A 23809-nucleotide genomic window follows, 5' to 3' on the forward strand; every position below is an offset into this window, starting at 1 on the left:
ACAGAACAACTCGGTGCTCGGCGAGGGCCAGGCCCCGATCTGGCATACCGAAGACCGATAGCTACCGGGGCAGGATTCAGTGTTCAGCTGGGACCAAAGGTAGTTCGCCCGCCAAGCTTTGCTGCCAGGTCATCGTCAATACCATCCGCTATCTGCGCGATGATCTTCAATGCGAAATCCATGTGCGCCGGGACAAAAGGTTTGGCCGGAACCGACAACTGCACGTACACCCGGTCACGATGCAGGGCGAAACGTCCATAGCGGCTCTCCACGTTCAGATCGTTGAGCACCTCGCAGGTGCGTGACCGCCCCGAAACATCGTGCACAAGTGGTGAGAAGAGCACCACCTCAGCCGCGTCAGGGGTGGAGCGCAGGAAGACCATCGTCGACCCGACGCGGATAGCGACGTCCCCCTCCGGATCCCGCAGCGCGGGATGCCTGAACAGCCGCTCCAGGTGCGCGTCGATCAGTTCGTCCAACTCGCGACGCCCCTTAGGCATCACCGCAACCTCCTCCGGCCGCAGCTGCTCTGGGGTGTGCCAGGACACGAAACCGCTCAGCACCTCCTTCAGGTGGTCCGGCTCCAGAAAAACCGGATGAATCACGTCGAACACCTGCCGCATGGTGGCGGTAGTGAGTACGGCGAGAAAGCCAGTCTCCTCCTGGTCGCACTCGGCGACGATGTCGCCGTCGTCGCGAACCGTCCAGCCGAGCTTCGCCAGAAGAGGCAGCTCATCCTGAGCAGGATCCGTGGTTCCCGGCGCAGTGAGGCCACTAACCACGTGAGCAGAGACCCGCTGATCTGCCGCAGAGAAGCGGATGGCAGGCACCTCACCGGAGACGAGACCGCGCGCGACCGAGATTGTGAGGTCCGAGGACTGGTCCATGACGGACAGCACCTCCGCCAGGTTTGCGGTGAACTGCATCCAGGCGCTGGAAGTGGCGGAGTCGATATCGAAGTTCTCTAGGTCCATGGTGGCCTCCTCGGAAGCCAACCTAGCAGCATCCAGGCCACCGAGAGCATCGGGTTACAATGCTGCTGTGCATATTGTTTTGCCTCTCGAAGCGCAGTGGTGGAACCCGATGTCCTGGACTGAGGCGCCACTTGCGCTCGTGGTTGGCGCGCTCTGGCTCATCTCCATGCTTCGATCCAACGGAACCTATTGGATCGGGCGCATGGTCGCACGCGGCACAGGGCAGAGCAGGTGGCGAGGGTTGCTGGAGTCTCGACACTATCGTCGCGCACAGAACTGGCTGAACCAATGGGGGCCATTGGCGGTGGTCATGTGTTTCCTCACCATTGGCTTGCTGACCATGGTCAATCTCGCCGCCGGCATCACCCGCATGAGCCTACCGCGCTACTTGGTTTCGGTTTCCATTGGATGCCTCATCTGGGCGATGATTTACGGAACCGTCGGTTTCATCGGATTCGTAGCCATCGCCAAACTCTGGGAGCTCTCCCCAGCGTCAGTCCTCGGCCTTAGCGCCCTGCTCGTTGGAGCGGTCTGCTACCTGTGGTTCAGCAGCAGGCGCCGCCGCAGCATGGCGGCCGCCCAGGCGTGACTCAGATATCCTGCCGTCTGGCGGCCCCCTTGTCCGCGGATTGCGCCAGCGCCCCGTAGATCTGCAGCGCGCGCGACACACTTCGCTCCCGATTGGCCGGACGCCATCCTCGCTCATCCTGCTTCACCCGCCTGGCGAACAACTCCTCGTCGCTCACGTTAAGGGTAATCGTGCGGTTCGGGATCGAAACAGTGATTGTGTCTCCGTCTTGGACCAGGCCGATCGCCCCACCTGAGGCAGCTTCCGGAGACACGTGTCCGATAGACAGTCCGGAGGAGCCACCGGAGAATCGACCATCCGTGATGAGCGCGCACTTCGGGCCCAGGCCGACCCCCTTTAGATAGGACGTGGGATACAGCATCTCTTGCATCCCCGGTCCGCCTTTGGGGCCCTCGTAGCGCACGACGACGAAGTCTCCCTCGCTGACACGCCCGCCCAGGATCGCGTCCACGGCTTCCGTTTCCGACTCCGTCACCACAGCGGTTCCGGTAAATTCCCACTGGTGCTCCGGGACCCCCGCAGTCTTCACTATGGCACCGTCCGGCGCCAGATTGCCCTTCAGCACAGCCAGCCCACCGTCCACGGTGTAGGCATGCCCAAGCGAACGGATGCAGCCGCCCTGAGCGTCGGTGTCCAGCGTCTCCCACCGGTTCGTCGTGGAAAAAGCCTCGGTGGTACGAACTCCCCCGGGCGCTGCGTGGAACAGCTCCACCGCCTCTGGCAGCGGCTGGGCACCTCGGATGTCCCAGCGAGTCAGCCACTCGTCGAGGCTCCCGGAATGAATCGAGTGCTGCGCAGCCAGCTTTCCACCCCGATGCAGTTCGCCGAGCAGCGCCGGGATTCCCCCTGCACGGTGCACGTCCTCCATGTGGTACCGCTCCGAGTTCGGCGCCACCTTCGCCAAGCAGGGCACTTCACGGCTGATCGCGTCGATGTCATCCATGGTGAAATCGACGCCCGCTTCCTGAGCCGCAGCCAGCAGATGAAGTACGGTGTTCGTGGATCCCCCCATGGCGACGTCCAACTTCATCGCGTTCGCGAAGGCTTCCTTAGTGGCGATGTTTCTCGGCAGGATGGATTTATCCTCGGTTGCGTAGTAGCGGTGGGCCAACTCGACCACCAGTTTCCCTGCCTGGGTGAACAAACCCTTACGCGCCGCGTGTGTGGCCAGAGTGGAGCCGTTACCCGGCAGCGCGAGGCCGATTGCTTCCATCAAGCAGTTCATCGAATTGGCGGTGAACATCCCGGAGCAGGAGCCGCACGTCGGACAGGCGTTGGCCTCGATCCGGCCCAACTCGGCATCGGAGACCGCGTCGTCAACGGAGGCGTACATGGTGTGTACCAGGTTCAGGTTGGTGGTGACGCTGCCGTCGTCGCGCACCACCGCTTTCCCGGCTTCCATCGGGCCGCCGGAGACGAACACCGTCGGGATGTTCAGCCTGAGCGCGGCCAGGAACATGCCGGGCGTGATTTTGTCACAGTTGGAGATACACACCAGCGCGTCCGCACAGTGTGCATTCACCATGTACTCGATGGAGTCTGCGATCAATTCGCGGCTAGGCAGCGAATAAAGCATCCCGCCGTGCCCCATCGCGATACCGTCATCCACGGCGATGGTGTTGAACTCACGACCGACGCCGCCCGCCGAGGCGATCGCGTCGCTCACCAACCGCCCCATGTCGCGCAGGTGAACGTGCCCCGGGACGAACTGGGTGAAGGAGTTCGCGACGGCGATGATTGGTTTGCCAAAGTCGTTCTCTGTCATCCCGGTCGCCCGCCAGAGGGCGCGGGCACCAGCCATGTTTCGACCGTGGGTGCTGGTTCTGGATCTCAGTTCTGGCACGCTGTCTCCTGGAAATGTCGGGGGCACTAGCCCGAAAGACTAGTGCCCCCGAAGCGGAAATGTTGACTCCTGCTCAACCCTTGACCGCCCCAGCGGCCAGGCCAGACTGCCAGAAGCGCTGCAGAAGCAGGAACAGGATCACAAGCGGAATGACGCCAAGCAGCGCACCCAGCATGACGGCGCCCTTATCGGGGTCGAAGTAGGACATCATGCCGTACAGACCTTGGGTGACCGGCTTGAGTTGGTTGTCATTCAGCATCATCAACGGCAGCAGGAAGTTGTTCCACGTGGCCACGAAGATGAACAGGAAGATCGTCACCATGGCCGGGGCAAGTAGCCTGAGCACCATCGTGAAGAAGATGCGGAACTCTCCCGACCCGTCGATGCGCGCCGCCTCCAGTAGCTCCGTCGGAACCGACGATTCTGCGTAGACGCTCCCCAGGAAGACCCCGAATGGGCTGACCATCGATGGGATGAGAATCGCCCAGACGGAGTTCGTCAGACCGATCGACTGGAACATTACGTAGAGCGGAATGGTGAGCAGGGCCACTGGCATGAGCAGGCCGCTCATGATCACACCGAGCATTGCCTTCCTTCCGGGGAAGGCGAACTTCGCCAGGGCATAGCCGCAGGCCACGGAAAGCAGCGTGCCAAGCACGGCAGAGGTGGTGGCATAGAACAGGGAGTTCAGCACCCAGCGCGGGAATAGCCCCTGGGTAACGCCCATGAGGCTGTCCCAGTTTTCCGCCCAGTTGAGTTCGCCGAAAGCAAAGCCACCCGTCCTGATCAAGTCGCTGTTGTTCTTCGACGAGGCGACGATCATCCAGACGATGGGCAGCAGGAAGTACAACCCCACGAAAGCCAGCAGCACCTGGGTCAGCAGGCGCGAGGAGAGCTTCGGCGCGATCGAACGCGGCGGAACACCTTCCTTGGACGGGCGGAAGCCACGAATCGTTGACTCGGTCACGTTAGTCCACCTTTCGCTGAACCATGAAATAAACCACTGCGAGGACCCCCGCGATCAGCGCCATCAGGATGGAAACTGCCGACGCCGGACCGGCCCCACCGTCCAGGCGATAAAGGACGTCGAAGGTCATGGTCATCGGCGTATACTCCGCTGTCATCCACGGGGCTTGGGTGCGCAGTACGGTGGGTTCGTTGAACAGCTGGATCGTGCCGATGATCGACAGCAGCACCGCGAGCAGCGCCGCGCCGCGAACCATGGGGATCTTGATCTTGGTGGTTATCTGCCAGCCGGAGGCACCGTCGATCCGCGCGGCCTCATAGAGATCATGAGGAATGGCCTGCAGCGCGGCCAGGAAAATCAACATGTTGTAGCCCATGAATGTCCATGTGGTCATGTTGGCCATTGAGAACAGGATCGTCTGCGGTGCCAGCAGGAACGGGTACTCGCCAAGGCTGCCGAGGTATCCGGCAAAGGGCGACACCTCGGGGACATACATGTAGACCCACATGATCGCCGCGATCAGGCCCGGGACCGCGTAGGGCAGGAAATATAGCAGCCGCCACAGGCCCGGCTTCCGCACCAGATAGGAGTCCAGCAACAGCGCCAAGAACAGTGCCCCAAAGATCATGATCGGGATTTGGAAAGCCCCAAATAGGACGACGTTTAGCATCCCTTGCCAGAAGGCACTGTTGGACGCAGCCTCGACGAAATTCTGGAAACCCACGTAGTTCAGCTGCGGCTCGCCCCCACCATAAGCGCCACCTCCGCTCGCTTGCAGCTTGAAGAACGCGCTGTAAATGGACACACCGATAGGCACCATGAACACGAAGCAGAACAGCGCGAAGAATGGTGCGGCAAACACCCACCCCGTGACAGCTTGGTGGCGGGCCTGATTGCTCACTTTGGTTTTGGCCATTCTCAACCCCTAAGTCGACAGTTCGGCCCGAGCCCTGGGGCTCGGGCCGAACTGTGGTTCATCAGTTCTCTGCAACCTGCAGGTTGAAGCCCTTGAGGGTCTCAACCGCCGTCTTCTGGGCCTCGGTGAACACGTCAGCCAGCTTGCCCTCGCCATTCGCAGCCTTGGTGGCCGCGGTCACCATCGGCTTCACGACCGCGGAGTAGCCCGGCATGTACACGAAGTTCGGGTTCATGGCGGAAGCCGCAGTGGCGAGTTCCTTCATGACATCCTGGCCGCCGAACTGCTTCTTGGTCTTCTCCGGGGTGGCCGGTGCGTCCTTGGTGGCCAGCACGAGGCCCTGGGTTGCCAGGTCCTCGATCTGGGTGTTGAACCAGTGGTTGAACTTCATGGCCTCGGCGGAGTGCTTGCAGCCCTTGAGGACGGCCACGCCCGATCCGCCGTCGGGGCCGCTCATCATGCCCTTGCCGAAATCAGGCAGCTGAGCGACGCGCCACTGACCCTCAGCCGGGGTGCCGTCGAGTACGTCGAGCGCAAAACCGAACTCCCAAGCCGCCGCGACGTGGCCGATCAGCTTGCCATCCGTCAGCGCCTTGTCAAAGCTGGGATCCCAGCGCTGGGCGACGAGCACGCTCTTCTTGTCCAGCATCTCCTGCCAGAAATCGGCGACAACCTTCGACTCGGGGCCATCAACGTTCAGCACCCACTTGTCGTTCTCGACCTTGAACCAGGTACCGCCAGCGGCTGCGGCCTGACCAGACAGCCAGTAGCCGGCCTCATCCGGGGTGAATGCCGCGATGTAGCGCCCGCCTGCCGCAGCCTTCTCAGCAGCAGCCTTAAACTCGTCCAGGGTCTTCGGCACCTCAATGCCGAGGGCTTTGAACTCGGCCTCGTTGTAGAAGTACACCAGCGGCCCGGTGTCCTGCGGCAGTCCCACGCTCTTGCCAGCCACGGTCATCTGGGCGACCGGTCCCGCGGCGAAGGAATCCTTGTACTTGCCAGCCTCGCTCGTGACGTCCTCGAACATGCCCTTCACGAACAGTTCGGGAACCTCGCCGTAGCCGACCTGCGCAAGGCACGGCGCGGTGCCAGCCTTGACATCCTGTTCCAGCTTGGTGATCAGCTCAGCTGCCTTGCCGTCCCACTTGGTGGCCTTAACCTGGATCTTCGGGTTTTCCTTGTTCCACTTCTCGACGATCTTGGCAACCTTCACCATGTTGTCCTTGTCGGGCAGGCGGTGAACGTACTCGATCGAAACCGGCTCGGCTGGCTCGGCAGGGGCCGAGGACTCGGGAGCCTTCGACGCGCTCGCGGAAGCAGAGGTCTGCTCGGTGGTCTGAGGGCCACACGCGCTCAGGCCCAGTGCGGCCACCGCGAGGAGGGCCACAGAAGTGGACAGTGCCTTCTTCATGGTTTGGATTCCCCAATCTACATTGATACTTGCAGGAATGCTTGCCTGCACAGTCTAGGTTTTCTACCTGTATTAATCACCAACTGAACGTTTATGTTGCTCAGTTGTCCGGAGCCACGCTACGCGAGATCTTCAAGGTCCAGCCAGCGGGACTCCATCGGCTCAAGGACGAACTCGACGCCCCGGAGGCCGGTGCCCACGCGCTCCTTGGACAGGTTCATCAGCAGAACCTTCCCGGTCTCCTCGAAGACCGCAACCTCGACCTCGGGGTTGGTGGGCACCATCGCTCCGAACTCCGTCTCCTTGGCCGCCGCCCAGTAGATCGCGCGGTGCAGCAGCCGCGCGTTCACGGTCGAGTAGGGCAATCCCGCGATGTAGACGGAACGCCCCGAACCGAACTCCGACGCAGCCAGGTCGACAGACTTGCCGGTCAGGCGCAACACCTGGGTGCGCCCACCGGTGGGGAAGATATCGCCGGCCCCCTCGCCCACGTCGAGGGCCCCGGGCAGATCCTGCGTGATGAAATGCTCTAGCTGCTCTACCGGATAACGGTCGGTCGACTGAGAGATGCCCAGTTCCTTATCAACCCCGAGCACATCCGAGAGCTGGAAGTAGGCGCCCTGCGCCAGACGCGCAGACGGCTCCCCCACACCGATGAAGCCGCCGCCCCCAGCGACGAACCGACGCACCGCCACCGCCAGTTCCGGGTCGGCCCACTCCGCGCCACCCGAGAAGGCAGTCTCCGCCGCCCCCACGTTCAGCACCACGTCCAGCTCGTACAGCTTGCCCGACTTGGCCTCGTCGAAGGTCAGGAAAGTCAGCTCAAAGGGCAAACCAGCTAGCGACTCCAACACACCGAGATAGGAGTAGATCTGCTTGTACCACAGCGCGTGGGCCACCATGTGCGTCTGCCAGGTCCGCAGCTTGCCCCAGGCATTCATGATCCCGACGCGGATCGGCGCGTTCTTCGGCAGGTGCCCCCCGCCCAACTCGTGGATCGAGCGGAACTCGTTGGCGATTTCCTCGATGCGGGCCATGAACTCGGGGAATTGCACCGCGAGCGACAGGTAGCCGCCGTATCCGATCCGGTCCAGCGGCTTGCGGGCGATCGCTCGGCGCGCCTGGAGCCACGAATCGTTTGCCTCCCCCAACGGATCCCCCCCTGGACGGAAGACGTCGGGGAAGAAGTACGGCAGGAAGCGGCCCTCCGAGTAGGTGATCCCCGGGATATCGGAGATCATCCGGCAGGTGGCCGCCGAGCCCACGGAGCCGACGACGCCATCAACCCCGGTAGCTGCAAAGTGCTCCCCGTAGGGTTCGGTGCCCATCCAGTTGTCCCCCAGGAACATCAGGGCCTCCTTGCCATGGGCGTGCACGATGTCCACGAGCTCCTTGACGCGCGCACACACGAAGCGGGTCTGGAAGTCGATCCAGTCGCGGAACTGCCGGGTGGGCACCCGGAAGGAACAGTTGTAGTAGCCCTCGTCCACAAAGTCCTCAGAGCGCAGCCGGTAGCCGTACTCCGCCTCGAAAGCGTCCATCGCGAGCGGTGACACAGAGGCCGAGTAGCCGAACCAGTCGACGAATTTTTCCTTGCCCAGATCGTTGAAAACCAGCGTGAAGTGGTAGAAGAAGGTGGTGAAGCGTACCACGTTCACCTCGGGTCGTTCGACGCACCACTTCTCCAGGGAAGACTTCATGTGCTCCCACACCTTCGGGTGACGCGCGTCGTAGCCGATCTCGCGCACCCGGGTCGGGTCATTCTGCCAGTTATTGGTGATGTAGTTGTACATCTGCGTGGAATCCCACGCCTGCCAGGCCAAGAAGTTCACGGTGTAAACGTGGAACGGCTGCGGCTGCTCGACGGTGACCACGACATCCGTTCCCTCGCCGGAGTAGGTCCACGCCGAGCGCTCCAGCACCTCGCCGGTGGTGCGGTCGATAACGTCCCACCAGCGGTCGACGTCGCTGATGTCGGGTTCGACCTGGAGCTTGAAGTAGCCGCGCATGATGTCTATGTCCAACGGCCCCTCGGCCGCCGCTGTCGTGCGCTCGCTCATCAGGTAGAACCGAGGCCGCGCGTCGGGGTTGGCGAGCGCGAAGTCCTGATCTCCGCGCGACGGGAAGTAAGTTTCGTAAACCTTCACGCCCAGCTGCGGGGTTATTTCGGGCAGCCACGTTCCATCCGAGTTGCGCACCGCGTCAGCCCCCAGGCGTTCAATGATGCCAGGAAGCGCATCGTCCATGCCCTGTTCGATCGGAAGTGTCACCCGTGCCATCAAGTCCTCCATCGCGGTTGGTTTTCGCGAACCGATTGTGTCCCCCAACGCGACAAAAAGCCAACACACAATGGAAATGCGCAATTGCGTTGAGCACGCTCTTAACCAGCGCCCCGCCAAGGCCAGCGAACAGACTACCGCCCGCGTTCTAGATGGCTCACTCCCCCTCCACCAACCATGCAGCGGCCCGCGGTCTGTGGACGAAGGGGTCCCGCGAACTGCGGGACCCCACCTCCACGCGGAATCAGCTGCAGCCGCTGGTGGCGCCGCAGCCCTCGCAGGCGTAGCACGACCCGCTCGGGCGCATCTTGGTGCCGCAAGTCATGCACAGCGGGGCGTCAATGGCGTTGCCGGTGATCGACTCCAGCAACTCGGCGGTAGTGCGCACATCAAGCAACGAGGGCTGCCGAGCCCCGTCCACGTTGAAGTTGTCCCCGTCGTCGTTGCGCAACTGATCGAACTCGGGCATCTCCAACTCGTCCTCCGGCGCGACGTACGATCCCGTCTGCACGTAACGCGCCCGCTCGGCGGAGGAGAAGATCCCCAGGTCCGCACGATCGTCGAAGCTCAGGTAGTCAAGAGCGAGCCGGCGGAAGATGTAGTCCATGAAGGACTGCGCGATGCGGATCTCCGGGTCGTCGGTCATGCCCGCCGGCTCGAACTTCAGGTTGGTGAACTTCTGCACGTAGCTCTCCAACGGAACGCCGTACTGCAGGCCAATCGATACCGCGATCGAGAACGCATCCATCACACCGGAGAGCGTGGAGCCCTGCTTGCCCAGCTTCAGGAAAACCTCGCCCAAACGACCGTCCTGATAGGCGCTGGAGGTCATGTACCCCTCCGCACCACTCACAGAGAAGCTCGTCGTACGCGACATCCGCGACTTCGGCAGCCTCTCCCGCTTGGGCCGGTAGACGATCTTCTCGACGATCTTCTCCTTCGGCTCATCCTCCGGCTTCTTGCCGTCCGACAGCGGCTGGCCCACCTTGCAGTTGTCCCGATAGACGGCCAGCGCCTTCAGCCCCATCTTCCAGCCCTCCAGATAGACGTGTGCAATGTCTTCGACAGTGGCCGACTCTGGCAGGTTGACGGTCTTGGAGATGGCCCCGGACAGGAAGGGCTGGACTGCAGCCATCATTCGGACGTGGCCCATGGGCTTGATGGCGCGCTGGCCCATCGCGGTGTCGAACACTTCGTAGTGCTTGCTCGCCAGGTGCGGCGCGCCCACGACGTGACCGTGCTCGGAGATGAACGCGACGATGTCGTCGATTTCCTGCTTGGCGTAGCCGAAGCGGGCCAGGGCGACGGGGATCGTCTGGTTGACGATCTGCATGGAGCCTCCGCCGACCAGCTTTTTGAACTTGACCAGCGAGAAGTCCGGCTCGATTCCAGTGGTGTCGCAGTCCATCATGAAACCGATGGTTCCCGTGGGAGCCAGCACCGACGCCTGCGCGTTGCGGAAACCGAACTTCACGCCGCGCTCCACCACCTTGGCCCATTCCCGGGCGGCGGCATCGTAGATGGGCAGATCGTCGGTCATCGGGTGCAGGTCCTCGTTGGCGGCCTGATGCTTGCGCATCACTCGCTGGTGGTCCTCCGCGTTGACGGCGTAGCCCTCGTAGGGTCCGACCACCTCGGCCATCTCCGTGGAACGGCGGTACGCCACCCCAGTCATCAGCGACGTGATGGCAGCCGCTGTGGAGCGCCCGCCGTCGGTGTCGTATCCCTTACCGGTCGCCATGAGCAACGCGCCCAGGTTGGCGTAGCCGATGCCGAGCTGTCGGTAGGCGCGCGTGGTCTCGCCGATGGATTCGGTCGGGAAGTCCGCAAAGCAGATGGAGATGTCCATCGCCGTGAAGATCAGCTCCACCGCTTTGACGAAGCGTTCCACCTGGAAGGTGCCGTCCTCGGCCAGGAACTTGAGCAGGTTCAGCGATGCCAGGTTGCAGGAGCTGTTGTCCAGGCTCATGTACTCGGAGCACGGGTTGGAGGCCGTGATGGGGCCGGTCACCGGGTTGGTGTGCCAGGAGTTGATCGTGTCGTTGTATTGGATGCCGGGATCCGCGCACTCCCAGGCAGCCTTCGCGATCTTGCCGAACAGCTCCCGAGCATCCACCTCCTCGATAACCTCACCGGTCAGACGCGCCCGCAACCCGAACTTGTCGCCGTGTTCCACGGCGCGCATGAACTCGTCGGAGACGCGCACGGAGTTGTTGGCGTTCTGGTACTGCACGGAGACGATATCCTTGCCTCCCAGATCCATGTCGAACCCAGCGTCGCGCAGCGCCCGGATCTTGTCCTCCTCCCGGGCTTTCGTCTCGACGAACTCCTCGATGTCCGGATGGTCCACGTCGAGAACCACCATCTTCGCAGCACGTCGAGTCGCGCCACCCGACTTGATCGTGCCTGCGGAGGCATCGGCCCCTCGCATGAACGATACCGGCCCGGATGCTGTTCCGCCCGAACTCAGCAGCTCCTTCGACGAACGGATGCGCGACAGGTTCAGGCCGGCCCCGGAACCACCCTTGAAGATGAAGCCCTCTTCCTTGTACCAGTTGAGGATCGACTCCATGGAATCGTCGACCGAAAGAATGAAGCAGGCGCTCACCTGTTGCGGCGATGGGGTGCCGACGTTGAACCACACAGGCGAGTTGAATGAGAAGTACTGGTTGAGCAACATCCAGGTGAGTTCGTGCTCGAACACTTCGGCGTCTTCCGCGGTCGCGAAGTAACCGTACTCGGCGCCCGTCTTGACGTACTTGCCCACTACTCGATCGATGATCTGCCGCAAGCTGGTCTCACGCCGCGGTGTGCCGACGGCCCCCCGGAAGTACTTGGTGGTGACGATCGTGGAGGCGTTGAGGCTCCAGGTTTTGGGGAACTCAACCCCCTGCTGTTCAAAGACCGTTTCTCCAGTCTTCCAGTTGGTCTGCACGACATCGCGGAGCTCCCACTCGACCTCGTCATAGGGGTGCACCCCCGCGGTGGTGAACACCCGCTCCACGGTCAGACCCGTGCCCGTCTTCCTGGCTGCGGTCTTACGGGCAGCGGCGCCCTTGTCGGCATTCGGCATGGCTCTCTCTTCTCGTCCCTTAAATGGTTGGTTGTGAAACGCGATCCCTGATCAGCCGATCAGCGGATCCTGAGTCGCTACAGCCTTCTTGGCCGCGCGGCGACTGGTCGAGGCGGTCTCCACCGCAGTTCCCTCACTCATGGCTTCAATCTCATGAGCAAAGTCCTCGACAGAGTCGAAGTTTTTGTAGACAGATGCAAAGCGTAGGTAGGCGACCGCGTCAAGCTCGGACAGCGGACCAAGAATGGCGACCCCCACCTGTTCCGAGGGGATCTCTGCGACGCCGTAGGCTCGCAGGGTCTCCTCCACCTGCTGCCCCAGGGCGGCCAGCTGATCCGCCGTGACAGGCCTCCCTTGACACGCCTGGGAGACACCGCGAACGACTTTCTCCCTACTGAAAGGCTCAAGCACCCCCGAACGCTTAACAACGTGGAGAACCACTTGCTCCATAGTGGAGAATTTGCGCTCACACGAGACGCAGAATCGTCTCCGACGAATGGCGGAGCCGTCTTCGGTAGCCCGCGAATCGGACACTCGCGTGTCCGGGAAACGACAGAACGGGCAGTGCACGGCTGGACCTTCCTACGACCGCAGCCACCGCCGGAAACACAAGCTATTGAGCTCCCGAACACACGTGGCCACTAGATGTAGGAGATACCGTACACAGCTGCGCGCCACAGCTCAAGCCCGACACGCAGCCACATCCGGTACCCACTCTAGGGCTCCACACTCCGCCAGCCGACATCTGCGATCACCTCGGGGCCCGGGTCGAGCACAGCCGAAACATAACCGACAACGCCCGACACGCCCGCCACAACAGCGACCATTGCCACGAGCGCCGCCCGCAGCTTGCCCCACGCCGCGTTCACCACCACTACTCGCGACACGCGGCACGACGTAGCCCTCGGCACCACCGCGACCCGAAAAGCGCGCGGAGGTCGCGACAGCGGCATCGTTCGACGAGCCCGCCTATGAATGGCACTCTCCGTAGCAGTCAAGACGCTCACTTCAACCTCCTTGTGGACATTTGTTCGATTACATCCTAGGTGTGCGCACCACAAATTGCAACATATTTTCGATTACGTCATCCGCTTGCGACGCCAGACCCCATGCAAGCAAGGATCACTGACACTTTCGCCGCACAGCTATCGAACACTTGTGCGGTTTACGGTAGACTGGCCGCATGCGTGATAGTCGAGTGGGGAGGCCTTCCAAGGCTCAGTTGGCGGCGGAGCTAGGCGAGGCGCCAAACGCCGCGCTCAGTGCCCGCGCCTACAAGATCCTGGGCGTCATCCGCGAGTCGCTGGAGAAACGCGGTTTTCCGCCCAGCGTGCGTGAGATGGCGGACGCATCGGGGCTGTCCTCACCATCGAGCGTCTCACACCAGTTGAGGGCGCTGGAGGAGGCGGGCTACATCCGACGAGAGTCCAACCGCTCTCGCTCTCTCGTGCTGACAGACCCTCTAACTCGACAGCAGTTGCCTTTCCCATCGCCGGAGCCGGAAAACGGCCGCACCGTCCGCGCCCCGCTGGTCGGTCGCATCGCCGCTGGCGGTCCCATATTGGCCGAGCAGCACGTCGAGGATGTGTTTCAGCTGCCCGAGCAGTTGGTGGGCCACGGCGATTTCTTCATGCTCGAAGTCAAGGGGGATTCGATGATCGATGCGGCAATCTGTGACGGCGATTGGGTTGTGGTACGTCGCCAGGAGGTGGCCTCAAACGGCGAGATCGTCGCGGCTCTGCTCGACGATGAGGCGACCGTTAAAACTCTCCGTCGCACGGGCTCCGAGGTCTGGCTTCAACCTGCGAACGAGAACTACGATCCAATCGATGGCCGCGGCTGCCGGATCATGGGCAAAGTGGTCGCCGTGCTGCGCCGCGTCTGAGGCGAGTCGAGGCGGGAGCCCTCCCACCCCGACTCCCCGACTCACTTGACCGCTGCAGGAAGCTGGGCCACAAGGTCGTTCGTCGAAACCTTTGCGTCCCCGAAATACATCACTGAGTTCTCCAGGAAGAACAACGGATTCTGCACTCCCGCATACCCAGCGTTCATCGAACGTTTAAAGACGACGACGTTCTTCGCCTCCCACACCCTGAGCACCGGCATCCCGGAGATTGGCGATCCCGGCTCGTTGGCCGCAGGGTTCACCGTGTCGTTGGCACCAATCACCAACACCACGTCCGCATCCGCGAAGTCGTCGTTGATCTCGTCCATCTCGAACACGATGTCGTAGGGCACCTTGGCCTCAGCCAGGAGCACGTTCATATGACCAGGCAGGCGGCCCGCCACCGGATGGATCGCGAACGCCACCTCCGTGCCGTTCGCTTGCAGGCGCTGAGTCAGTTCGGCGACCGGGTACTGGGCCTGTGCCACGGCCATGCCATAGCCCGGCGCGATGATCACCTTCTTCGCCTCCGCGAGCAGCTGCGCGACCTCGGCGCTCGCCGCCTCCCGATACTCGCCCATCTCGCCGCTGTCGGCCACCGGGGTGTCCCCGAAGCCGCCCAAGATGACGGAAATGAAGGACCTGTTCATGGCACGACACATGATGTACGACAGGATCGCGCCGGAAGCACCAACCAGGGCGCCGGTGATCACCAGGATCGTCTGGCCCAGCGTGAAGCCCGACGCGGCGGCCGCCCAACCGGAGTAGGAGTTCAGCATGGAGACGACCACCGGCATATCGGCACCGCCGATGGCGGCAACCAAATGGAAGCCCAGCCACAGCGCCAGCACCGTCATCAGAAGCAGCGGAACAAGGCTCTGCGTTGCGCAGTACCACCAGCCGAGCAGCACCATGATGACGAGATTCGCCAGGTTCAGCCAATGCCGACCCGGCAATGTGAGAGGTTTCGAACTCATCCGCCCATTCAGCTTCGCCCAGGCCACCACGGATCCAGTGAACGTGACGGCACCGATCAGGATCCCGAGATAAACCTCAATCGCGTGCAGCAGGTCAGAACTGTGCCCAACGAAGTGCACGTTGAAGCCGACGAGTACGGCCGCCATGCCCACGAAGCTGTGCAGCAACGCGATGAGTTCGGGCATCCCCGTCATCTCCACCTGGCGCGCCCGCCAGATTCCGATGACTGCGCCCAATGTAATCGCCACGTACAGGGCAATCGCTGAGCCAAATTGGATATTGCTGGTCACGATATCGGTGTAGCCGATTGCGAAGTTCGTGGCCACGATGGCGAAGAACATGCCGAGGATGCCGAAGGCGTTTCCCTTCTTCGCGGTCTCGTGCCTACTCAGCCCCGCCAGGGCGAGGATGAACATGATGCCTGCGAAGATGAAGGTGGCGTTGATGAAGTTGGCCAGATACATGATCAGCCCTTCCTAAACATGTTGAGCATACGGTGGGTAACGGTGAAGCCACCGAACACGTTGATAGAGGCGATCAGCACGGCGACGAACGCGATGATCTTGACCATGAGGTTCTCGCTGGCCAACTGTGTCATGGCACCGACCACGATGATCCCGGAGATGGCGTTAGTCACGCTCATCAACGGCGTGTGCAGCGCGTGTGTCACGTTCCAGACTACGTAGTAACCCACCACGCAGGCCAGAGCGAACACCCCGAACAAGGTCACGAAACTGCTGGGCGCCACCGTGAGCAGTGCAATCATCAGGATCGACCCGATCCCAACGACGGCAACCTCCTGCCACCACGGCCTCGGGGGCCTGCTCTCGACGACCGGCTCAACCACCTTGGCAGGCACCGTGGACGCGGGTGCAGCCGAAACCTGAATCGGTGGCGGCGGAAAGGTAACCTCCCCGTCGCGCGTGATCGTCATGTTGCGCACCACCTCGTCATCGAAGTCGACCACGAGCTCACCGTCCTTGCCCGGGGTCATCAACTGCAGCGCGTTGACCAAGTTGGTGCCGTATAGCTGCGATGCCTGACCGGGGAGTCGCGAAACCATATCCGTGTAGCCGATGATGGTGACGCCGTTGCCGGTCTCGTAGGCCTCGCCCGGGCGAGTCAGCTCGCAGTTTCCTCCGCCCACCGCAGCCAGGTCGACGATGACGCTGCCCGGGCGCATCGTCGCCACCATGTCAGCGGTGATGAGCTTCGGCGACGGCCGGCCGGGGATGGCGGCCGTCGTAATGATGATGTCGACTTCCTTGGCCTGCTGCGCATACAATTCTGCGGCCTTAGCCGCGTAGTCCGCGCTGGCCTCCTTCGCATAACCGTCCGAACTCACCCCCTGATCAGCCGCAACGTGCAGGAAGGTTGCCCCCATAGACTCCACCTGCTCTGCGGTCTCCGGGCGCACGTCTGTTGCCCGCACTATGGCGCCCAACGAGTTAGCAGCGCCAATGGCCGCCAGCCCGGCGACGCCGGTACCTGCAACCAGCACCTTGGCCGGCGGCACCTTGCCGGCGGCCGTGACCTGACCGGTGAAGAAGCGGCCGAAAGCGTGTGCGGCTTCGATCACCGCCCGGTAACCGGAGATATTGGCCAGCGAGCTGAGCGCATCAAGGGCCTGGGCTCTTGAGGTGCGGGGCACCATATCCATGCTCAGCGCGGTGATGCCCTGCGCCGCCAGCCTCTCGACCAGCTCAGGATTCTGCCGCGGAGCGAGGAACGTGATCAGCGTGGCCCCGGCACGCATGCGCTGCAACTGTTCCTGGCTGGGCGCGTTCACCGCGAGCACGATGTCCGCCAGCCAAGGATCGGCCACGATCCGCGCGCCCGCTTCCTCGTAGGCGTCGTCGGCAAAAGAGGCGGCCAGCCCGGCACCAGACTCGATCGTCACTTCATAGCCGAGCTTGTTGAGCCCGGCAACGGATTTCGGCGTAGCGGCCACCCGCGCGTCGCCAATCTCCTTCGGTACACCAATTTCCATGGGTTCACGCTATCGAACCCGTGCCCGCCCCACAGCCGCAGTGCCCCTTTGTCAGTCCTTCAGGGTGCACCGCGCAGCCTGCGCAGCGCGTCACAGGCCACCTCCAGGCTGCTGGTGGGCCAAAAACCGGGCATCGATTTGAGCAAAAAGGAGCCGTAGCGGGCGGTGACGACCCGGGGGTCGAGCACCGCGACCACGCCACGGTCCTCCCTGCGACGAATCAACCTCCCGGCTCCCTGCGCCAACAGCAGTGCAGCATGCGTAGCAGAAACCGACATGAAACCATTTCCCCCCGCCTCATCCACGGCCTTGGCCCGCGCCTGCATCAATGGATCGTCAGGGCGAGGAAATGGGATCTTCTCAATAATGACCAGCTGGCAGGTGTCCCCCGGCACATCAACGCCTTGCCACAGCGACAGCGTGCCGAAGAGGCTGGTTTCCGGTTCCGCCGCGAAGCGTTTCGTGAGCTCCGCCAATTGCGCATCGCCCTGGCAAAAAATGGTGCAGCTCGGCAGCTCCTTTCGCACGTACTCGGCGGCTTCCGTCGCGGAACGCCGCGAGGCGAACAGGGCCAACGTGCGCCCACCCGCCGCCCACACCAACTCGGCGATCTGGGCCTTAGCCTGAGCCGACAGACCGTCACGTCCCGGGCGAGGCAGGCTGCGCGCAACATAGAGGATCCCCTGCCTTCGGTAGTCAAATGGGGAGCCAACGTCGAGCCCCCGCCACTCCAAATCCGACGGCAACAGTCCGACGGAGCGGGCCACCGCGTCAAAGTTTCCGCCCAGCGACAGCGTGGCCGAGGTGAGCACCGTGGTGGTTTCGGCGAAGACATGCTCGCGCAGGAGACCGGAAACTCGTAGTGGCGCCACGTACGCACTTGGTTCGTCTCCCCCGCCCACCCAGACAACGTCGGCGTCCGCCAACCCCGCGATCCGCTCGGCCACGTCGAACACCTCCCGGACGGCACCGGCGGCCTGCGTCTTCTCCGGGTCCTCCCGGCTCGAACCAACTGAGCTGGCCACCTGCCGCGCGAGATCGCGCACCTGGGCTGCCGCACGGGCCACCGGGTGTTCTGCGTCCTCGATGCGGCCCTGTTCTGCTTCGTCGAGCGCCTCGGCGAGCAGATCAGCCGCCCCGAGGAAATCCGCGCCCAAGTCGTCGTTGATATGGTCCAGGCAGCGCCGGGCTGCCCGCTCGATGATCCCGGGGGTCAGTTCGTCTGTGGCCGCGTTGGTGATCCGAGACACGAGTTCGTGGGCCTCATCGATAATCAGCGCGTCGTGCTCAGGCAGCGCGGTGCCCCCGTGCATGGCGTCGATAGCAAGCAGTGCATGGTTGGTGACCACCAGGTCTGCGTTGCGCGCCCGCTCCCGTGAGAGCTCGACCAGGCACTCGTCGTAGAATGGGCAGGCAGTTCCCAGGCATTCCCTCGGCGGCATCGAAACTTGCTGCCAGGCGCGATCGGTATGGGCGGGGGCCTGGTCACGTTCGCCCGTCCCGCTCAAGTTGACTTCCTCCTCCGCCCACTCCCGCAGCCTGACTACCTCCGCGCCGACCCCGGAGGCGGATTCCAGAGCTGCGGCACCCAGGAGGGAATCCTGTCCGGGCTGCACCCCGTCGCGCACCTTGTAGAGACATGCGTAATTGGATCGCCCCTTGAGCACGGCTGTACTCGGCCTGACTCCAAGCGAAGCGTGAACAGCGTCCACGGCCAACGGGATATCCTTCTCCGCCAGCTGGGTTTGCAGCGCGAGGGTGGCGGTCGCCACGACGATCCGCTCACCGTGCTTGACCGCCCGTCGCAGCGCCGGCACCAGGTAACCCAGCGACTTTCCCGTCCCCGTCCCTGCCTGCACCATCAGGTGCTTGCCGCTGACCAGGGCCTCGTCAATGGCCTCAGCCATCGCGTACTGCCCGGGACGGTCCTCCCCGCCCAGCCGCCGAACTGCGGCAGAGAGGATCTCGACACTATCGGGCATAGGCGCTGAGCTCGTCGGCCAAATTCGCCCGCACCCGGCCGACGAAATGGGTGCCGTCCGCCCGATGTTCCAGGCTGGTAATCAACGCCTCCTTGTGGATGCGATCCACAAGGTCGCCTCGACTGTACGGGATCAGCGCGTTGATGTGGGTCTCGGGTTGCGGCAACCGTCGGTCGACTGCTGACAGCAACTCCGGTATGCCCGCGCCCGTCCGTGCCGACGTGACCACCGCCCCCGGGTGGTTCGCGCGCAAAATGAGCAGAGCGTCCTCGCCCGCCAGGTCGGCTTTGTTGAAGACCAACAGTTCCGGTAGCTCGCCGGCACCGATCTCGACCAGCACCTCGCGAACGGCGCGGATCTGGCCTGCGGGGTCGGGGTCGGAGGCGTCAACGACGTGCAGCAGCAAATCAGCCTCCACGGACTCCTCCAGCGTGGACCGGAAGGCCTCCACCAGATCGTGCGGCAGGTGGCGCACGAAGCCCACGGTGTCGGTGAGGGTGTAGACCCTCCCATCAGCCGTTTGGGTGCGGCGCGTGGTGGGATCCAGGGTGGCGAACAAGGCGTCCTCCACCAGCACGCCGGCGCCCGTGAGCCGGTTCAGCAGCGAAGACTTACCCGCGTTGGTGTAGCCGACGATGGCCACGCTGGGCACCTGGTTGCGCTTCCGCTCAGCGCGCTTGGCGGCCCGGTGCTGATCCATCTCGCGCAGCTTGCGCCTCAACTGAGCTATCCGGGCTCCGATGCGTCGGCGATCGGTCTCGATGCGCGTCTCGCCGGGCCCGCGACCGCCGATACCCGCGCCCCCGGCGGCTCGGCCACCGGCCTGACGGGACAGATTGCCACCCCAACCGCGCAGCCGCTGCTTCAGGTAGTTGAGCTGAGCCATCTCGACCTGAGCCTTGCCCTCGGCCGATTTGGCGTGCTGGGCAAAGATGTCCAGGATGAGGCCGGTGCGATCGATCACCTTCACCCCGATGCGATCCTCCAAGTTGCGCAGCTGGGCGGGCTCCAGCTCACCGTCGCAGATCACCGTGTCCGCGCCGGTCGCGAGCACCACTTCCTTGATCTCCGCGACCTTCCCACTACCTACGTAGGTCGCGGGATCGGGTGTTGACCGACGCTGCACAAGCGCGTCGAGGACCTGCGAGCCGGCTGTTTCGCTCAGCAGCTTCAGTTCGGCCATCGCGTTGTCCGCGTCCGTCTGCGTGCCCGAGGTCCATACGCTGACCAGCACGACCCGTTCCAGCCGCAGCTGCCGATACTCGACATCCGAGATGTCCTCCAGCTCAGTCGACAGACCCGCCACGCGTCGGAGCGCGTGGCGGTCGGCGAGTTCGTCTTGGTCGCCGTCAAAGGAGCGGTGTTCGGTGTCGTTGTCAGTCATGATGTGCCAATTCTCTCAGCCTGGCAGCCCAGCCCCAAAGCGCGCCACCAGCTCGGTGGAAAACCTCAAAGTAGGAAGTCGCCACGCCCCACAATCACTGCCGGGCCTTCGAGCATCGTCGTGCCTGCCACGAACTCCACCTTGAGCGTGCCGCCGGGCACCCGGACAACCACCGCTTCCGGCCAGCCGTGGAACTCCCGGTACGCTGATGCCGCCGCCACGACACCCGTGCCGCAGCTCTCCGTTTCGCCGACGCCTCGCTCGAAAACTCGCATGGTGAGTTGCCCCGGGCCGTCCACAGTCACAAACTCCAGGTTGACGCCGTTCGGAAACCGGTCTTCGGGTTGCCACGTCGGCGCCTCGCTCAGCGTAAGCCCTTCCAGTACCTCCGCAGAAACGAAACTAACAGCGTGCGGGTTGCCCACATCGACTGGGTGGGCCGCGAAGCTGTGGCCGTCGACGCGCACGGTCACTGGGTCGGGCTCAAAGCTAGCCGGACCGATCTCGACCGCGACGTCCCCGCCCAGTCGCACCGTCACCCGCTTGAGGCCGGCGCGGGTGGCCACGGAGAACTCTGGCTGATCGACGTAGCCACGGTGCAGCAGGTAGGCGACAAACACGCGCAGCCCGTTGCCGCACATCTCTGCGATCGAGCCGTCGGCGTTTCGATAGTCCATGAACCAGAGATCAGGGTCCCCCGTCCACTCCGGGATCCGCCCGGCACGCACGACGCGGATCACGCCGTCTGCCCCAATTCCCCCGCGCCGATCCGTGAACGCCCGCACCTGTTCCTCACTGAGCTTCCGGCCACCCTCGTGGTCATCGAGCAGGATGAAATCGTTTCTGGTGCCGTGGCCCTTGTGGAAGCTGAATCCCATGAGTTTTCCTAACCTCGCCTATGCGAAGTCTAGGGCAGCGAGGATCGTTTCGACGTTGTCCTTCGCATCCGCCTGCAGCCAGATGATGCGCGGGTCGCGGCGATACCACCCGAGCTGTTTACGGAAGAACCGCTTGGTGGCTCGCGCCACGGCATCGCGGCTTTCGTCCTCGCTGATGCGCCCGTCCAGGTAGTCGATCACCTGACGGTAGCCAATGGCCCGCGACGCAGTGCGGCCCGCGCGCAGCCCTCGCCCGAGCAGAGCACTGACCTCGGCCACGAGTCCTTCGGCCCACATCGCGGACACCCTGTCGGTTATCCGTTGATCGAGGACCGCGCGCTCCATCGTCAGGCCGAACTGGTGAACGTTCTCGATCGCATACGTCCATTCGGGCAGCGACGCGCTGTGACTGCCCGTCAGCTCCGCCACCTCCAGCGCGCGCACGATCCGGCGCGCGTTACCGGGTTCGATCCTGGCCGCCGACTCCGGCGCAGTCTCGCGCAACCGTTCGTGGAGCGCCTCGACCCCGATACGTTGCAACTCCGCCTCCCATCGCGCCCGCACTTCGGCGTCGGAACCGGGAAACTCGAACTCGTCGACGATGGCGCGGGTGTACAGCGCGGAACCGCCCACGACGATGGGGACCCCGTTGCGCGCCCGGACATCGGCGATGGCGGCCCTGGCCAGCCGCTGGAACTCGGCCACCGAGGCGGACTCGGTCACCTCCATGAAGTCGATGAGGTGATGCACCACCCCTCTGCGTTCGGCTTGCGTCGGTTTGGCCGTCCCGATGTCCATGCCCCGGTAGACGAGCATGGAGTCCGCGTTGACCACTTCAGCGAGTGTCCCCCTGCTGACCAACGCCAGGGCGACGTCCACCGCAAGCTTGGACTTTCCGCTCGCGGTCGGGCCCACGATGACGATCACCGGCTGCATCTCAGCCTCCTTCCGGCGCGGTACTAGATATTGAACAGTTTTCTTGACAATCTTGAGGTACAACCAACGAAAGGAGGCAAGCATGGGAATGCTTGACGGTATCGGCGACAAGATCGCTCAAAACGCTGACGCGCTCAAGGCTGGCGTCGACAAGGTGGGCGACGCCATCGACGAGAAGACCGGTGGCAAGTTCGCAGACAAGGTCGACCAGGCCCAGGACTTCGCCAAGCAGCAGATCGACAAGGCCGCCAACAAGCAGCCCTGATCAGGGTCTGCGCAGGCTGGGCATGCCGAGCCCGATTCCCACGGGCTTGGGCTCGGCGATGCTCTCCGCCCAGGCGTCCCCGCCACGCGTCCTCCTCAGATTGCTGGGCAGCAGGTCGGAGTTGAGGTGGTGGGGTGCCGCGTATGTGATGCGCGCCGTAGCGATGTCGCCCGGACGCGGGCGCTCGTCCGGGTCGACCGCCACATGCACCAGCCGATTGTCCCGGGCCCGGCCGCTCATCCGGTTCGTTTCCGCGTCTTTGCGACCCTCGCCCACCGCGAACATCACCTCGACGTCCTGACCTTCCAGTTTTCGGTTTTCTGCCCACGCGATCTCGTCCACGAGCCGTACCAGGCGTTCGTAGCGCTCCTGCACGACGGGCTTGGGCACCTGGTTTGGCATCGTCGCCGCGGGGGTGCCCGGCCTGATCGAGTATTGGAAGGTGAAGGCAGCAGAGAACCGCGACTGCTCAACCACCCGGAGGGTTTCTTCGAAGTCCGCCTCCGTCTCGCCGGGGAAGCCGACGATGATGTCCGTGGTGATGGCCGCGTGTGGCATTGCCTCGCGCACCCTGGAGAGGATGCCCAGGAACCGCTCGCTGCGGTAGGAGCGACGCATCGCCTTGAGGACGGAGTCCGATCCCGACTGCAGCGGCATGTGCAGGCTGGGCATCACGTTGTGTGTCTCGGCCATGGCGGCGATCACGTCGTCGGTGAAGTCCTTCGGGTGCGGCGACGTGAACCGGACTCGCTCCAGCCCGTCGATCTCACCGCATGCCCGGAGTAGCTTCGCAAACGCCTGACGGTCGCCGAACTCGACCCCGTAGGCGTTCACGTTCTGCCCGAGCAGGGTGATCTCCTGCACCCCTTGGTCGACGAGCATCCGAACCTCGGCGAGGATGTCCCCCGGGCGACGATCGTTCTCCTTGCCCCGCAGCTGCGGGACGATGCAGAACGTGCAGGTGTTGTTGCACCCGACGGAGATCGACACCCAGCCCGAGTACGGAGACTCTCTGCGGCTGGGCAGGTTGGACGGGAAAGTTTCGAGCGCCTCCTTGATCTCCACCTGAGACTTGCGCTCGATGCGGGCTCTTTCCAGCAACACCGGGAGCGCACCGACGTTGTGCGTGCCGAAGACGACATCCACCCAAGGCGCTTTGCGCACGATGGTGTCTCGGTCTTTCTGCGCCATGCAGCCGCCCACGGCGATCTGCATCTCGGGACGCCGTTCTTTGATGGCAGCCATGTGTCCCAGGTTGCCGTAGAGCCGGTTGTCGGCGTTCTCGCGCACCGCACAGGTGTTGAACACGACGATGTCCGCCCCCGCAGAGGGGCCCTCGCCCTGGGCTCGCACGAAACCGGCCTCCTCCAGCAAGCCCGAGATCCGTTCGGAGTCGTGCACGTTCATCTGGCACCCGTAGGTGATCACGTGGTAGCTGCGCTCAGTCATAACCACGCAA

The 23809-nt window shown here is 63.5% G+C and carries 19 protein-coding genes; 3 read left to right on the forward strand and 16 right to left on the reverse strand.

Translation table 11 applies throughout. The features are described 5' to 3' along the window. Positions 1-83 precede the first annotated feature (83 nt). Positions 84-974: a YbjN domain-containing protein gene (locus EII42_RS02440; RefSeq protein ID WP_125170526.1), complete on the reverse strand. Its 891-nt coding sequence runs from the start codon at positions 972-974 to the stop codon at positions 84-86. Positions 975-1041: 67 nt separating this feature from the next. Between EII42_RS02440 and EII42_RS02445 the strand changes: the two genes are divergently transcribed. Beyond that, positions 1042-1563: a DedA family protein gene (locus EII42_RS02445; protein ID WP_158676370.1), complete on the forward strand. Its 522-nt coding sequence runs from the start codon at positions 1042-1044 to the stop codon at positions 1561-1563. A gap of 1 nt (position 1564) precedes the next feature. Here EII42_RS02445 and ilvD read toward each other — a convergent pair whose 3' ends face one another. The 8 genes from ilvD to EII42_RS02485 all read right to left on the reverse strand — a co-directional run bounded on the left by ilvD (position 1565) and on the right by EII42_RS02485 (position 13059). Next, positions 1565-3406 (reverse strand): dihydroxy-acid dehydratase, encoded by a 1842-nt coding sequence (ilvD, locus tag EII42_RS02450; protein WP_125170528.1) that lies wholly within the window; start codon positions 3404-3406, stop codon positions 1565-1567. Between the two features lie 73 nt (positions 3407-3479). After that, complete coding sequence (locus EII42_RS02455; protein WP_125170630.1) at positions 3480-4229, reverse strand: carbohydrate ABC transporter permease; 750 nt, start codon at positions 4227-4229, stop codon at positions 3480-3482. Positions 4230-4374: 145 nt separating this feature from the next. Continuing rightward, complete coding sequence (locus tag EII42_RS02460) at positions 4375-5289, reverse strand: carbohydrate ABC transporter permease (RefSeq protein ID WP_125170529.1); 915 nt, start codon at positions 5287-5289, stop codon at positions 4375-4377. Between the two features lie 61 nt (positions 5290-5350). Next, positions 5351-6700, reverse strand: a complete 1350-nt coding sequence (locus EII42_RS02465; protein ID WP_125170530.1) for an extracellular solute-binding protein — start codon at positions 6698-6700, stop codon at positions 5351-5353. A gap of 119 nt (positions 6701-6819) precedes the next feature. Continuing rightward, positions 6820-8979: a 1,3-beta-galactosyl-N-acetylhexosamine phosphorylase gene (gene gnpA, locus EII42_RS02470; RefSeq protein ID WP_125170531.1), complete on the reverse strand. Its 2160-nt coding sequence runs from the start codon at positions 8977-8979 to the stop codon at positions 6820-6822. A 244-nt stretch (positions 8980-9223) separates the two neighbouring features. Further along, complete coding sequence (locus EII42_RS02475) at positions 9224-12052, reverse strand: vitamin B12-dependent ribonucleotide reductase (RefSeq protein ID WP_125170532.1); 2829 nt, start codon at positions 12050-12052, stop codon at positions 9224-9226. A gap of 51 nt (positions 12053-12103) precedes the next feature. Continuing rightward, entirely contained in the window at positions 12104-12622 is a 519-nt protein-coding gene (nrdR, locus tag EII42_RS02480) for a transcriptional regulator NrdR (protein ID WP_125170533.1), read from the reverse strand. A gap of 146 nt (positions 12623-12768) precedes the next feature. Beyond that, the gene (locus EII42_RS02485) at positions 12769-13059 is read right to left on the reverse strand and encodes a hypothetical protein (protein WP_125170534.1); all 291 of its coding nucleotides are present in this window, start codon (positions 13057-13059) and stop codon (positions 12769-12771) included. A 176-nt stretch (positions 13060-13235) separates the two neighbouring features. Between EII42_RS02485 and lexA the strand changes: the two genes are divergently transcribed. Beyond that, complete coding sequence (lexA, locus tag EII42_RS02490) at positions 13236-13937, forward strand: transcriptional repressor LexA (protein ID WP_125170535.1); 702 nt, start codon at positions 13236-13238, stop codon at positions 13935-13937. A gap of 41 nt (positions 13938-13978) precedes the next feature. Here the strand turns inward: lexA and EII42_RS02495 are convergent, their stop codons facing one another. The 6 genes from EII42_RS02495 to miaA form a co-directional block, all read right to left on the reverse strand. Then, entirely contained in the window at positions 13979-15379 is a 1401-nt protein-coding gene (locus EII42_RS02495; RefSeq protein ID WP_125170536.1) for an NAD(P)(+) transhydrogenase (Re/Si-specific) subunit beta, read from the reverse strand. 2 nt (positions 15380-15381) lie between these two features. Beyond that, entirely contained in the window at positions 15382-16905 is a 1524-nt protein-coding gene (locus EII42_RS02500) for a Re/Si-specific NAD(P)(+) transhydrogenase subunit alpha (protein WP_125170537.1), read from the reverse strand. A 59-nt stretch (positions 16906-16964) separates the two neighbouring features. Next, positions 16965-18887: an ATP-dependent DNA helicase gene (locus tag EII42_RS02505; RefSeq protein WP_125170538.1), complete on the reverse strand. Its 1923-nt coding sequence runs from the start codon at positions 18885-18887 to the stop codon at positions 16965-16967. Then, positions 18877-20271 carry a GTPase HflX gene (gene hflX, locus EII42_RS02510; protein ID WP_125170539.1) on the reverse strand — a complete coding sequence of 465 codons (1395 nt, stop codon included), beginning with the start codon at positions 20269-20271 and terminating at the stop codon, positions 18877-18879. Before hflX ends, EII42_RS02505 begins: the two co-directional genes overlap by 11 nt. A gap of 65 nt (positions 20272-20336) precedes the next feature. Then, complete coding sequence (dapF, locus tag EII42_RS02515; RefSeq protein WP_125170540.1) at positions 20337-21149, reverse strand: diaminopimelate epimerase; 813 nt, start codon at positions 21147-21149, stop codon at positions 20337-20339. Between the two features lie 18 nt (positions 21150-21167). After that, positions 21168-22085: a tRNA (adenosine(37)-N6)-dimethylallyltransferase MiaA gene (miaA, locus tag EII42_RS02520; RefSeq protein ID WP_125170541.1), complete on the reverse strand. Its 918-nt coding sequence runs from the start codon at positions 22083-22085 to the stop codon at positions 21168-21170. 82 nt (positions 22086-22167) lie between these two features. On the opposite strand from miaA, the gene EII42_RS02525 reads away from it, so the two are divergent. Next, positions 22168-22350, forward strand: a complete 183-nt coding sequence (locus tag EII42_RS02525; protein WP_125170542.1) for an antitoxin — start codon at positions 22168-22170, stop codon at positions 22348-22350. Here EII42_RS02525 and miaB read toward each other — a convergent pair whose 3' ends face one another. Continuing rightward, positions 22351-23799, reverse strand: coding sequence for a tRNA (N6-isopentenyl adenosine(37)-C2)-methylthiotransferase MiaB (gene miaB, locus EII42_RS02530; protein WP_125170543.1), 1449 nt, complete (start codon positions 23797-23799; stop codon positions 22351-22353). Positions 23800-23809: the final 10 nt, after the last annotated feature.

The sequence above is a fragment of the Tessaracoccus sp. OH4464_COT-324 genome, assembly GCF_003932855.1.
GTDB lineage: Bacteria > Actinomycetota > Actinomycetes > Propionibacteriales > Propionibacteriaceae > Arachnia.

Excerpts from the sequence above, each read along its gene's own strand:
- EII42_RS02440 (WP_125170526.1), bottom strand. The coding sequence starts at position 974 with ATGGACCTAGAGAACTTCGATATCGACTCCGCCACTTCCAGCGCCTGG.
- EII42_RS02455 (WP_125170630.1), bottom strand. The coding sequence starts at position 4,229 with ATGATCGTCGCCTCGTCGAAGAACAACAGCGACTTGATCAGGACGGGT.
- EII42_RS02460 (WP_125170529.1), bottom strand. The coding sequence starts at position 5,289 with ATGGCCAAAACCAAAGTGAGCAATCAGGCCCGCCACCAAGCTGTCACG.
- EII42_RS02465 (WP_125170530.1), bottom strand. The coding sequence starts at position 6,700 with ATGAAGAAGGCACTGTCCACTTCTGTGGCCCTCCTCGCGGTGGCCGCA.
- gnpA (WP_125170531.1), bottom strand. The coding sequence starts at position 8,979 with ATGGCACGGGTGACACTTCCGATCGAACAGGGCATGGACGATGCGCTT.
- EII42_RS02475 (WP_125170532.1), bottom strand. The coding sequence starts at position 12,052 with ATGCCGAATGCCGACAAGGGCGCCGCTGCCCGTAAGACCGCAGCCAGG.
- lexA (WP_125170535.1), top strand. The coding sequence starts at position 13,236 with ATGCGTGATAGTCGAGTGGGGAGGCCTTCCAAGGCTCAGTTGGCGGCG.
- EII42_RS02495 (WP_125170536.1), bottom strand. The coding sequence starts at position 15,379 with ATGTATCTGGCCAACTTCATCAACGCCACCTTCATCTTCGCAGGCATC.
- EII42_RS02500 (WP_125170537.1), bottom strand. The coding sequence starts at position 16,905 with ATGGAAATTGGTGTACCGAAGGAGATTGGCGACGCGCGGGTGGCCGCT.
- EII42_RS02505 (WP_125170538.1), bottom strand. The coding sequence starts at position 18,887 with ATGCCCGATAGTGTCGAGATCCTCTCTGCCGCAGTTCGGCGGCTGGGC.
- hflX (WP_125170539.1), bottom strand. The coding sequence starts at position 20,271 with ATGACTGACAACGACACCGAACACCGCTCCTTTGACGGCGACCAAGAC.
- dapF (WP_125170540.1), bottom strand. The coding sequence starts at position 21,149 with ATGGGATTCAGCTTCCACAAGGGCCACGGCACCAGAAACGATTTCATC.
- miaA (WP_125170541.1), bottom strand. The coding sequence starts at position 22,085 with ATGCAGCCGGTGATCGTCATCGTGGGCCCGACCGCGAGCGGAAAGTCC.
- EII42_RS02525 (WP_125170542.1), top strand. The coding sequence starts at position 22,168 with ATGGGAATGCTTGACGGTATCGGCGACAAGATCGCTCAAAACGCTGAC.
- miaB (WP_125170543.1), bottom strand. The coding sequence starts at position 23,799 with ATGACTGAGCGCAGCTACCACGTGATCACCTACGGGTGCCAGATGAAC.